Annotated in this window: 8 protein-coding genes; 4 read left to right on the top strand and 4 right to left on the bottom strand. The window is 67.6% G+C overall.

Annotated features, from left to right (window positions below):
- Nucleotides 1-6 precede the first annotated feature (6 nt).
- Complete coding sequence (locus C1706_RS11360) at nucleotides 7-2,565, top strand: glycogen/starch/alpha-glucan phosphorylase (RefSeq protein ID WP_129459365.1); 2,559 nt, start codon at nucleotides 7-9, stop codon at nucleotides 2,563-2,565.
- A gap of 163 nt (nucleotides 2,566-2,728) precedes the next feature.
- Here the strand turns inward: C1706_RS11360 and C1706_RS11365 are convergent, their stop codons facing one another.
- The gene (locus tag C1706_RS11365) at nucleotides 2,729-3,631 is read right to left on the bottom strand and encodes an EamA family transporter (RefSeq protein ID WP_241653552.1); all 903 of its coding nucleotides are present in this window, start codon (nucleotides 3,629-3,631) and stop codon (nucleotides 2,729-2,731) included.
- Nucleotides 3,632-3,851: 220 nt separating this feature from the next.
- Between C1706_RS11365 and C1706_RS11370 the strand changes: the two genes are divergently transcribed.
- Entirely contained in the window at nucleotides 3,852-4,670 is an 819-nt protein-coding gene (locus C1706_RS11370) for a hypothetical protein (RefSeq protein ID WP_129459366.1), read from the top strand.
- An 89-nt stretch (nucleotides 4,671-4,759) separates the two neighbouring features.
- Here C1706_RS11370 and C1706_RS11375 read toward each other — a convergent pair whose 3' ends face one another.
- The 3 genes from C1706_RS11375 to C1706_RS11385 form a co-directional block, all read right to left on the bottom strand.
- A complete protein-coding gene (locus tag C1706_RS11375) occupies nucleotides 4,760-5,035 on the bottom strand; it encodes a DUF1540 domain-containing protein (RefSeq protein ID WP_129459367.1) in 276 nt (91 codons plus the stop codon).
- Between the two features lie 292 nt (nucleotides 5,036-5,327).
- Nucleotides 5,328-5,588 carry a hypothetical protein gene (locus C1706_RS11380; protein ID WP_129459368.1) on the bottom strand — a complete coding sequence of 87 codons (261 nt, stop codon included), beginning with the start codon at nucleotides 5,586-5,588 and terminating at the stop codon, nucleotides 5,328-5,330.
- A gap of 62 nt (nucleotides 5,589-5,650) precedes the next feature.
- Nucleotides 5,651-7,099, bottom strand: coding sequence for a CCA tRNA nucleotidyltransferase (locus C1706_RS11385; RefSeq protein ID WP_129459369.1), 1,449 nt, complete (start codon nucleotides 7,097-7,099; stop codon nucleotides 5,651-5,653).
- Between the two features lie 32 nt (nucleotides 7,100-7,131).
- Between C1706_RS11385 and C1706_RS11390 the strand changes: the two genes are divergently transcribed.
- Entirely contained in the window at nucleotides 7,132-9,051 is a 1,920-nt protein-coding gene (locus tag C1706_RS11390; protein ID WP_129459370.1) for a DUF6049 family protein, read from the top strand.
- Nucleotides 9,044-12,589, top strand: coding sequence for a murein biosynthesis integral membrane protein MurJ (gene murJ / locus C1706_RS11395; RefSeq protein WP_129459371.1), 3,546 nt, complete (start codon nucleotides 9,044-9,046; stop codon nucleotides 12,587-12,589). Before C1706_RS11390 ends, murJ begins: the two co-directional genes overlap by 8 nt.
- Nucleotides 12,590-12,591 lie beyond the last annotated feature (2 nt).

Below are 12,591 nucleotides of genomic sequence, written 5' to 3' on the forward strand. Positions count from 1 at the left end.
ACGGGCATGCCTGATTCTGTGCAGAACGCCTCCGCGCTCACGGCCGACGAGTCCCCGACGACCGACCATCGTGTCTTCGGGCCGTCGCAGACCCCGACCCACCCCCTCGCTACCGCGCCGGTGGGGACGCCGCCCTTTTCCGTCGACGGCTTCGTCCGCGAGTTCCTTCACGAGCTGAACACCAATCAGGGCGTGGCATTGTCGCGTTCCAGCATCAACGACCAGTACTTGGCGCTCGCCTCCACCGTGCGCAACTACCTGATGGCACGGTGGCTGGAGACCGGCGGCAAGCCGCAGGAGAACCAGCCGAAGGTCGTCGGCTACCTGTCCGCGGAGTACCTGCTGGGCCGCCAGCTCGGCAACGCGCTGCTGGCCACCGACCTGGCCGACATCGCCGAGAAGGGGCTCGCGCTGTGCGGGATCGACCTGGCGACGCTGCGCAACCAGGAGGTCGAGCCGGGTCTCGGTAACGGCGGCCTGGGTCGCCTGGCCGCATGCTTCATCGACTCACTGGCCACCATGAACGTTCTCTGTATCGGCTACGGCATCCGCTACGAGTACGGCATCTTCCGCCAGACGTTCGTCGATGGCCGCCAGGTCGAGCAGCCCGATACGTGGCTTCAGTTGGGTTCCCCGTGGGAGTTCCCGCACCCCGAGGCGTCGGTGAAGGTCAACTTCGGCGGCCACACCGAAACGTTCACCGATGCGGACGGCGTCGAGAAGTCCCGCTGGGTTCCGGGCTGGAACGTGCTCGCGATGCCGTACAACTACATGGTCCCCGGCTACCTCAACGGCCGCGTCAACACGCTGCGGCTGTGGAGCGCGCAAGCCACCAACGCGTTCGACCTGCAGATCTTCAACTCCGGCGACTACGCCCAGGCCGTCCGCGCGCAAACGTTCGCCGAGAACATCTCCAAGGTGCTCTACCCCGAGGATTCGACGCCGCAAGGTAAGGAACTGCGGCTGCAGCAGCAGTACTTCTTCGTCGCCGCCTCGCTGCACGACTTCATCAACAAGGAACTCGAAGAGGGCTTCGACCTGCACCGGCTGTCCGAGCGGATCGCCTTCCAGCTCAACGACACCCACCCGGTGATCGCCGTCCCCGAACTCATGCGCATCCTCGTCGACGAGAAGGGCTACGACTGGGACGAGGCGTGGGACATCACCAGCCGCTGCTTCGGCTACACCTGCCACACCCTGCTGCCCGAAGCCCTCGAAGTGTGGCCGACCGAACTGCTGGGACGCCTCCTGCCCCGCCATCTGGAGATCATTTACCGGATCAACGAGGAGTTCCTCGCCCAGGTCCGCAAGCAGTTCCCCGACGATGAACTGCGGGCCCGCCGCATGTCGATCATCGCCGAACTGCCCGAGCGCGGCGTCCGGATGGCCTACCTGGCCACGGTCGCGGCGACGAAGGTCAACGGCGTGGCCGAACTGCACAGCCAACTGCTGCGCGACAAGGTGCTGCCGGACTTCTCCGAGATGTACCCCGACAAGTTCACCAACGTCACCAACGGCGTGACGCCGCGCCGGTTCGTCCGGCTGGCCAACCCGAAGCTGTCGACGCTGATCACCGACACCATCGGGTCCGGCTGGGTGACGCAGTTGGAGCGCCTCAAGGAACTGGAGCCCTACGCCGACGACGCTGACTTCCGTGCAGCGTTCCGCGAGGCCAAGCAGTGGAACAAGACGCGTTTGACGACGCTGCTGAAGGCCCGCGACGGCATCGAACTGCCTGAGGGGCACCTGCTCGACGTCATGGTGAAGCGCCTGCACGAGTACAAGCGCCAGTCGTTGAAGCTGCTGCACATCGTCTCCCTGTACGAGCAGGTCATCTCCGGCAAGATCGCCGCGTCCGACGTCACACCGCGCACGGTGGTGTTCGGCGCGAAGGCCGCCCCGGGCTACAAGTTGGCCAAGGAGACCATCCACCTGATCAACAAGGTGGCCGAAAAGGTCAACGCCGACGAGCGCCTGGAGGGACGCCTCAAGGTGGCCTTCCCCGCCAACTACAACGTCACGTTGGCCGAGAAGCTGATCCCGGCCGCCGACCTGTCCGAGCAGATCTCGCTGGCGGGCATGGAGGCGTCCGGCACCGGCAACATGAAGTTCGCCCTCAACGGCGCGCTGACCATCGGCACCGATGACGGCGCGAACGTCGAAATCCGCAAACTGGTCGGTGACAAGCACTTCTTCCTGTTCGGCATGAACGAGCCGCAGGTCGCCGAACTGGGCGCGCAGGGCTATATCCCCGGCGACTACTACGAGAAGAACCCCAACCTGAAGGCCGCCATCGACCTGATCTTGTCGGGCTACTTCTCTCCCAGTGATCAGCACATGTTCGACCAGGTCATCTACTCCCTGTTGAACACGGACCGTTTCATGGCTCTGGCCGACTTCGACTCCTACATCGCGGCCCAGGCCAAGGTGGAGCAGCACTACGCCGACCAGGACGCCTGGACGCGTTCGGCGATCCTGAACGTCGCCCGCAGCGGCTACTTCAGCTCGGACCGCTCGATGCGCGATTACATCCAGCGGATCTGGCACACCTCGCCGGTGCTGTGAACTGACGCTACCCACCGGCGTCCGGGCTCACGCGCCCAGCATGCCGACACTCTGAGGCCAGGGGCCGCCCGGATCATTCTCCGGGCGGCCCCTGGCCTCAGTTCAGACGCATCTCACGGCTGTCTCTTCGCTATCTCAGCGGCGTCTCAATTGGGTTGACCCCTCACGCGTCGTCGTCGGCTCCGGCCTCCGGGTCGGCCACTGGTTGCCGCCGCGCGCTGCGCACCACTCCGATGGAGGCCGCCACCACGCATCCCATGGCCACCAGCTCGACCGGGCGGAGAGTCTCCCCCAGCAGGATCAGCGCTGCCAGCGCTGCCACGGCGGGTTCTAGGCTCATCAAGATGCCGAAGATCCGCGGCTCGATCCGGCGCATGACCCCCATTTCGATGCCATAAGGGACGACCGAGCTGAACAAACCGACCGCAGCGCCGACGAGCCACACGTGGGGGGAGGGTGCCGGGAAAGCACCGGCAACCAGCATCAGGGGGGTGACCCCGGCGAACCCGATGCCGAACGCGACGGCGACACCGTCCACCCCTGCCCAGCGGCGTCCGGTCGGGCCCGCGAGCAGGATGTACCCCGCCCACAGGGCTCCCGCTGCGAGGGCCCAGGCGACGCCGACCGGGTCCAGCACGCCGGGAGAGAATCCCAGCAACGCCACGCCCAGCGCGGCCAATCCCACCCACAGCAGGTCACGGAAGCGGCGTGAGAGCGCGACGGAAACCCCTAGCGGGCCCAGGAACTCCAAGGTCACCGCCATCCCCACAGGAATCCGCTCGATGGCGAAGTAGAAGGTGACGTTCATGGCGGCCATACATGCGCCGTATCCGGCAACCCAGCCCCAATCGGACGCTGAGCGTCCGGTGAGCCGGGGACGCGTCACAGCCCCAAGAATGAGCGCGGCCGCACCCAGGCGCAGCCAGGCAACCGTGAGGGGTTGCGCAGCGCTATAGAGATCCTTCGCGATCGAGGAGCCAATCTGCACGGTCGCAATGGAGATGAGGAGCATCACGATCGGCGCCCCAGATAGCCGGGCTGCCCCTGCCCGCACCCACTGCTTCACGCGCTAATCACTTCCCTTGGTGTCGCACTCTGCCCCGACCAGGGTCGCAGTTCCCGCGGCAGCGAACCAGTGGCCCGGCACCCGTCTCACCTGGCGTCCACATGGACGCGACGAACGGCAAGAGCTTAGGCTAACCTAAGCAGCGAATACAGCAAGGCGACCGTTGTGTAATTCGAGGCGAGCCCGACGACGGTCCCACCGAACTCGAAGGGGGTACGGCATGTCGATGTCGTACGACACGTGGACGATGCCGACCTGCGACGCTCGCGTCCGCTCACTCGTGATGCGGATGCTGTCCGGTGCGGCTGCGGCGTCGCTGTACGCCTACCGTATGGAGGAAGCCCTGGAGACGGTGACCCACGGGCTCATGCCCGACGGCAGCCTCGTCGTGGCAGCAGCACCCACTGAACTCCTCAGTACCGTCCCGGCGGGCTTCGCCGTCGATGTGCGGGTCGATCTCCTCAAGCAGTCCCCCGACCCGATGGTGTCCCTGGTGGCGGCGTCCACGCACCTACTCGGAAGCCTGACGTGGGCTTCGCGAGCCGAGACCATCGCGCACATCGAGGCTGGCGCCTTACCCCCCATGGTCGAAGCCATGCTGACCGCACCCGGCGCACGCCTGGGCTTCGTCGACATGGAGAAGGTCGTCCTGCATGACCTGACCGGCGCGACACCCATCCCGCTCGAAGCACTCGAGGGGGCAGTGACGCTCATCGAGGACCCCTACGCCGCCTTCGATCTCGTCGCCCGCCACGACAACACCACGCTGAAGGATCTGTGCTGGGCGGTGATGGTCGGCACGGTTCCCGGTTTCGCGATCCAGAAGGCCCCGCTGCCCCACGTGTGTTCCCCTACTGCGGACCAGGTGTTCTGCGTCGACGTGGACCCGACGGGCATCACGGTGATGCTGGTGGGCCGCCACGAGACGCTGATCGCCTACGCCCGCTTCGCCACGCCCGCCACCTCTCACATCGAATTGACCGCGCAGGTCGACCGCCTCATGGCCGACGCCACCCCGCGCGACGCCCTGGCCTGCTGACACTCACCGCCAGCAGACGCACGTGGGCCCCGCCATCAGGCGGGGCCCACGTGCGTGTTGCAGGTCGGATGGAACCGACGTTCGAGGCGTCAGGCGACCTCGTAGGACTGGCACTGCGCGGCGTCAGCGATCGTGATGGACGCGTTGGTGCACATCAGGTCGGCGTTGTGGACGCACTCAAGGCGCTGGCAGGCCCCGACATGGCCGTCGGCCTTCGGCAGGCCGCCGCGTGCATCGAGGGTCACAAACGTGACGCAGGTCGGCTTGTCGGTGCCGGCGATGGTGACGCCGAAGGCCGAACAGCCGTCGTGGTTGTAGGCGCAGGAGGTGGTGGCGCAGGACGTGACGCTGGTGATGGTGCTCATGATCGGTTCCTCTCGTGGACTCACCATGAGCCTAAGTGACCCGCCCCGGGAATACCAGGATTTAAATGCCGAGACTTTCCTTGACTTAATCCAAAGTAATTCGACATCCACCTTTTGCCAAATAGGGTGTTTGCTAAAGGCGCTCGGGCTAGCCACGCCCCGCCCACACCCAGCGGCCGCGTCGGCGGCCACGCGCATCCGCGCCGACGGCTCAGCCGTCGATCCGCGCGGTCTTGGTGTAGCGGTCCTTGCCGACGTCCACCTCCGTGAATGACAGCTTCCACGAGGGCTGTCATCCCGGAACCGGCAGTTCCTCCACGACCTGATCGCCACGGACGCCCAAGATCGTCCCGTGCCGACCATCGGCAACGAGGACGTGGCGCGTGCTGACGGCATCCGCAATGTCCATGGTCGTGTCGAGCGCCCCACCGGAGACGATCTCATCGACAAGCGCCACCAGGATGGAGCGTCGCTTCTTGCGCGTCAGAGAATAGACAACGACACCTTCTGGGCGGCGGCTCGAAATGACCTCGAGAATCGGATCAGCCTTCACGGTCTTCCTTTCGTCGGGATTCGAGAATGACCCTACCGGTTCATCCCGACGAATTTCGCCGATCAGGAATGTGGCGGTGTCGATTCTGGGCGGGCAGCCCACCAGGCGAGTAGTTCTTCCCGGGCGCGTTCGGGGCCCAACGGGCCCTCGTCCATGCGGCGCTCCAGCAAGAATGCGTAGGCCTGTCCAACGACGCGTCCAGGCTTGATGCCGAGAATCTCCATGATCTGCGTGCCGTCGAGGTCGGGACGCATGGCGTCCAGCTCTTCCTGGGCCGCCAACTGGTCGATACGCCATTCGAGTTGTTCGTAGGCCGTGCGCAATCGGTTCGCCTTGCGCTGATTGCGGGTGGTGCAATCGGCGCGGGTGAGAATGTGAAGGCGCTCCAGCTGATCCCCCGCATCGCGGACGTAGCGGCGCACCGCCGCGTCCGTCCAGTCGGCGTCGGCGTAACCGTGGAAGCGCAGGTGAAGCTCCACGAGCTTCGCCACTGCTTTGATGTCGTCGGTCGGATACCGCAGCGCGGTGAGTCGCTTCTTGGCCATTTTCGCGCCCACCACGTCGTGGTGGTGGAACGAGACTTTGCCGCCGCCCTCGAACCGTTTCGTGGCCGGTTTGCCCACATCGTGCAGAACGGCCGCGAGCCGCCCCACCAGGTCGGGCGCATGGCCGCGAGCCTTCTCCAAGGCAATCGACTGCTCCAGCACCGTCAACGTGTGCTGATAGATGTCCTTGTGGCGACCGTGCTCGTCGACCTCACGCACGAGAGCAGAAAGTTCCGGCACAACATGGTCGGCCAAGCCAGTGCGCACCAGAAGGTCGAGGCCCTCCCGTGGCGCGTCCGACAGCAGCAGCCGCGACAACTCGTCGCGAACCCGCTCTGCGGAGATGATCTGGATGCGATCGGCCATCTCCGTCATCGCGGCCACGACCTCAGGAACAGGGATGAACCGCAGTTGGCTCGTGAACCGGGCTGCCCGCATCATCCGCAACGGATCGTCCCCAAAGGACACCTCCGGCGGGGACGGCGTCCGCAGCACGTGATCGGCCAAGTCCTCCAGGCCGCCGTGCGGGTCGGCGAAGGCGCCCGTGACGACGGAGAGCGCCATCGCGTTCACGGTGAAGTCGCGACGCACCAGGTCGGCGGTCAGATCGTCGCCGAACTCCACCGTCGGCTTCCGCGATGACGGATCGTAGGAATCGGCACGGTAGGTGGTCACCTCGACCACGTCGTCGTGGAAGGAAGCGCCGATCGTCCCGAATGCGCGACCGATGTCCCACGTCGCCGGAGTCAGCGACGACAGGATTGACTCGATAGCGTCAGGGCGAGCGTTCGTCGTGAAGTCCAGATCGTGCACCCCGCGCCCCATGAGCGCGTCGCGCACCGGCCCCCCGACGAGGTGCAGGTCGTAGCCGGACGCCGCGAAAGCGTCCGCAACACGCCGGATGGTCGGGGTCGCCGCCACGGCATCCTCAAGCGCCTGGCGCTGGTCTACGGAGAGGGAAGCCACGGGGATTGAGCTTAGCGGCCTACGATGGGGCGGTGACTGCGAACCGGCCCGGGCCACCCCGCCGCCGATTCTTCGGGGCGTTGATGGGCCTGGTGCTTGTGGTGGCGACGGTGATCCTCGGACCGACCGCCCAGGCCGCCGACCCCCTGGCCACCGTGAGCCTCACTCAAGCCGAGTTGATCGACGGAAAGCTCCGCCTCGCCGGGAACCTCACCAACACCGGCACCGTGTCGCTGCGGTCCTTGTCGGTACAACTATGGCGCTCCCGCGCCCCCCTCGCCTCCCGTGACGCCGTCACGAAAGCCCTCACGGAAAAGACCACCACCGACGGGCAACTCAGCCGCGTCCCGTCCGCCACCCTTGCGCTGACGACCGGCAACGCGACCCTCGACCCCGGTCAGTCGAGCACCTTCGCCGTCGAGGCCACCCCCGCCGAACTCGGGCTCGCCCCGGCCGCCTCCTATTGGGTGGGCGTCGACGTCACCGCCCGCCTGGTGAACGAGCCCGCCCTGCGCACCCTCGCTACACCCCGCACGCTGGCCACGGTGCCCTCCGGGACCATCCCCATCGCCTCCGTGGTGGAACTGTCGAGCCGCCCCCACCAGATCAAGCAGAACCTCTTCCCTGACGAGAGCCTCGCCGAGGAACTGTCGACCGGACGCCTGCACACGTTGCTGACCGCAGCACTCACCCGCGCCACCGACTGGTACATCGACCCCAGCCTGCTCGTCGAAGTACGCGACATGGCCGACGGCTATCGGGTCGGCCCTGACCGCGTCGAAGGGACGGGTGCCGCCGCCGCGCAGGCGTGGCTGGACCAGTTCGCGACGCTCGACCCGGCGCGCGGCATCAGCGGGCTCTTCGGCACCCCCGACCTCTCCTCCGCCGACGCCTCCCCCTTCCCCGAACTGCAGGCGGACGCGGTGACCGCTGGGAATGACGTGGACGCGCGCGCCTCCGACTCGGGCCTGCTGCTGGTCTCCCCCGACGAGACCACGCTGCGCGACGTTGCCGGTCTGGGACGCACCGTGTTCGCTCTCGGCATCCGCCCTCCGCAAACCGTCAACGCCACGTCTGGTGTCACGGTCGCGGAGGTCGACCAGCCCACCCTCGCGCCGAGCGCGCTACTGCCCGACACCCCCCTGAATCGACGCAACACGTTGGCTGCCGTCGCACAGGCGACTGGGGGGCAGATCCGCTGGATCCGCACCGAGGCCGATCTGGGAGCCGACGTGGACCCGCCACGAGCCTTCCCCCGGGCGCCCGTCTCGTCCGTTCTGTCCGCAGCCCCTGGCGCATGGACGCCGTCCAATCAGGCCCGCACCGGCGTGGTGACGCCCGACGTCCGCGCGACGCTCACCCGCCTGGGACAGGAGCTACGGGCGTACGGGGCGATGTCCCCCACCTCGAAGATCGGCGACATCGCAGATGCGCAGGTCGCCCGTGGGGCGTCCTTGTGGTGGAGCGACGACGCCGCCCGGCAAGAAGCCTGGTTCGCCGCGATTGAGGAGCGCATCGCCAGCACGGGCGGCGCCCCCGTCAGCCTCGACGCCATCCCTCGGTTCTCGATGACGGGCGCCACCAGCGACTTCCCCGTCACCGTCACCAACCACCTCACCGACCCCGCCACCGTGCGCGTGGTGGTGTCGACCGACAACCCTCAGCGGATCCGGTTCGCTGAACCCGACCCGGTGACGGTGAACCCGGGGGCGTCCAACACGGTCACGCTGGCCGCGTCAGCATCCGGCGCCGGAGTGGTGACCGCTCGCGTGCACCTGGAGTCCCTGACCGGTGAGCAGTTGACCCCCGACACCACCATCACCGTGGACACCAGCGACGTCGGCACCATCGGGTGGGTGCTGGTCATCGTGTCCGGGGTCGTGCTCGTGTTGACCACAGCCCTGCGCATCCGCCAGGTCCGCGCGCGGCAAAAGGCCCTCAGCGATGGCTGATCCGGCCGCCCCGTCGGCGTCACGACGGCTCCTCAACGCCACCGCGGTGATGGCGTCCGGCACCATGGTCAGCCGGGTGCTGGGGTTCCTGCGCGCCGGCCTGCTCGTGATCGCGCTCGGGTCCGCATCGCCCCAAGCGGACGCCTTCTCGCTGGCGACACTCGTCCCGAACTCGTTGTACATGCTGTTCGCGGGCGGCGCCCTCAACACCGTGCTCGTGCCCCAGATCGTGCGTCACACGCACCAAGACGACGACGGCGGCGAGGCCTTCATCAATCGCATCATCACCGCGTTCGTCGTGCTGCTGGCCGCCGTAACCATCCTGGCAACGATCTTCACCCCCCAGGTGCTGAGCCTGTGGAGCAACAGCCTGTGGCGCTCGGAGCCGATGGCACCGCTGTGGCACCAACTCGTCTTCATGGCGACCCTGACGATGCCGCAGTTGTTCTTCTTCGGAGTGTTCTTCCTTCTGGGGCAGGTGCTCAACGCCCGCGACCGCTTCGGCCCGATGATGTGGGCGCCCATCGTCAACAACGTGGTCGCCATCATCGTCCTCGGGCTCTACCTGAGCTTGTGGGGCACCAGCACCAACCCCAGCCAGGCTTTCACCGACCAGCAGGTGCTCCTGCTCGGCCTCGGATCGACGCTCGGCATCGTCGTGCAGACCGCCGTCCTGATCCCCAGCCTGCGCGCCACCGGGCTGACGTTCCGGCCCCGGTTCGACCTGCGCGGGCAAGGGCTGGGCGAAACGTTCCACCTGGCCAAGTGGATGCTCGGCTACGTCTTGCTCACCACGCTGGGGCAGGTGGTCGTCACGAACCTGCTCAGCACCGCCACGGCCCAACAGGCCGGTCCGGGCGCAGGCCTGACCTCCTACAGCACCGCCTACCTCGTGTGGATCCTCCCCCACTCCCTCCTGACGGTGGCGCTCGCGACCGCGATGCTGCCCTCGGCGTCCCGTCTGGCGGCGGCGCACGACCTGGGCGGCGTCGCCGCGGAAACCATGCGGACGATGCGCCTAGCGCTCACCTTCCTCGTCCCCGCTGCCGTCGCTTTCCTCGTCTTGGGTCTGCCGTTCATGCGGATCGCGTTCGGCCACGGCGCCAACGCCGATACCTGGCCTTTCCTCGGGTGGACGCTGATGGCCTTCGCGCTCGGCCTGGTCCCCTACACGATCCAGTACGTGTACCTGCGGGGCTTCTACGCACTGGAGAACACCCGCACGCCGTTCCTCCTCCAGGCCGCCATCACGGCAGCCAACATCGTGGCCGCGTTCATCGCCGCGAATGTGTCGGATGACCCCACCACCGTCGCGCCCCGCCTGGCGCTGGCCTATGCGTTCTCCTACCTCGTCGGCGCCTGGTTGACCCATGTGACGCTGCGCAAGCAACTCCCCATGTTGTCGGCTGCCCCCCTCGTCCGGCTCCTGACGCAACTGTTCCTGGCCGTCTTACCGGGTGCCATCGTGGGCGGCGCGGTCTCATGGTGGACCCGCGACGCCTCCCTGCTGGTCACCCTGGCCGGGCTCGCCGGATCGGTGGTGGTGGCCGGTGCCGCCTTCTTCGGGATGGCCCGGCTCATGCACATTCCCGAGGCCACCCAGTTGCTCGCCATCCTGAGCCGCCGCTCCGGCGTTGCACCGGACGCGACGGGCGACGCCCACCCTGGGGACGCCGAGCCGAGCGGCGAGCGCGACGGCGTCATGCTCGCCTACCCGGATCCCTCCCTCCCCGCGACCGGGGTTCCCGATTTCGATCCGCGCAACACACCCGGGGAGTTGCTGGATGGCCGCTATCGGCTCGATGAGCCGCTCAGCCGCCGCGGCTCGACCGTCACCTGGCGTGCGTTCGACCTGAAGCTGGGGCGGCCGGTGCTGCTCCACATTCTCGACGCGAACGACCCGCGAGCCCTCGACGTTCTCGACCAGGCACGCCGGGCCGCCCCCGCCATCGACAACCGGTTCCTGCGCGTCTGGGATGCCGTCTTGGACGAGACGGGCGAGGGCAGCTATGTGGTGTGCGAGTACGCCCCTGGCCGCTCGCTGGAGTTGCTGTTGCGTGACGGGCCGCTGTCGGACCTGGAGGCGGCCTGGCTGGTGCGGGAGTTGGCTTCTGGTCTGGCGGGCATGCACGACCAGGGCCTCTACCACCGGGCGCTGAACCCCGACACCGTCATCATCACCGCCACGGGGAACCCGAAGATCGTCGGCTTCCTCGTCGAGCACGCCCTGCATCCCGACACCGAGGACGGGATCGATCCCGAGAGCCGCGATGTGACCGGGCTGGGTGAACTCCTGTACGCCACCTTGACCGGACGCTGGCCGGGCCCCGCCCACTACGGGTTACGCGCGGCAGCGACCGACAGGTTCGGCCGTCCCGTCTCTGCTGCAGCCTCCTCGACCCGGGTTTCGGTGGAGGTGTCCGATATTGCCGATCGGATCCTGGCTCGCTCCTCCCTCGGCAGCGCCACCCCCCTCACGACCGCCATGGACGTCGCCGAAGCCCTGTCGGCGATCCTGGGCGGCGCGGACGCGGCCTATCTGCTGGAGCAGCGCCTCCAGGGCCCGATCGAACTGGTGCGGCTCCCGCCCAGCACCCCTGCGCCGCTTGCTCCCCCGGCGGCCCCCAATGCACCGGCGAGCGCGACGCGGCTGAGCGTGAGCCAGGATGTCCCGGCGCAGCCCGGTGTCGCGTCGCGTCCCCCGGTGTACGGGTCACGCCCGTCGGCGGGCGATGAGCCGGTCGAGGACGATCTCGGCGAGCCCACCGGTGCGCTGCACCACCGCGAGGACGCGGTGCCCGCCTCCCCCTGGGCACAGCCGAGTGACGAAGCCACCAACGCCTTGTGGGCCGACGTAGAGGAGAGCGCCAGCGTCCCTGGGCAGGCGTTCACGCCGATCCCCCCGCCAGCCCCGCAGTTCAAGGTCTCCGAGCAGGCCCCATCGGAGGACCCGTCACGCCGCTGGGTCGTCGTTCTGGCGTGCCTGTTCGTGCTGTCGCTGATCGTCGGCCTGGTCGGGGTCTTCGTCAATCAGTACAACCGCCAGTCGGCCCTGCCACCCGCACCGCAGGCGGCCTACGTCCTCGTCGGAGCCCGCGATTTCGACCCCCAGGCGGACGGGGGCGACGGGCGCGAGAACCCCGATCTGGCCCCGTTGACCGTGGACGGGAACACGGCGACCGTCTGGACGACCGAACGCTATGGCCGCTCCGCCACCTTCAACGGTCGCAAACCGGGTGCTGGAATTATCGTCGACCTCGGCGAGCCCAAGCCAGTGTCGTGGGTGGTCCTGACGTTGGGGGACGCCCCCACCGGCGGAGAGATCCGTGTCCCCAACCAAGCCGACGCGGCAGAACCGCCGATGGACTCCCTCTCGTCGTGGCGCCAGGTGACCACGTTCCAGCCGTCCACCGGGCACGTTCAACTGCACCTGCCGCGCACGGTGACCACCCGCTACGTGCTGGTGTATCTGACGACCCTGCCCCGTTCGGGAACGAACTACCAGGGGACGATCGCGGAGATCAGCGTCACCCCGTGACC

Origin of the sequence: Propioniciclava flava (assembly GCF_004126535.1) — a bacterium.
Taxonomy (GTDB): domain Bacteria; phylum Actinomycetota; class Actinomycetes; order Propionibacteriales; family Propionibacteriaceae; genus Propioniciclava; species Propioniciclava flava.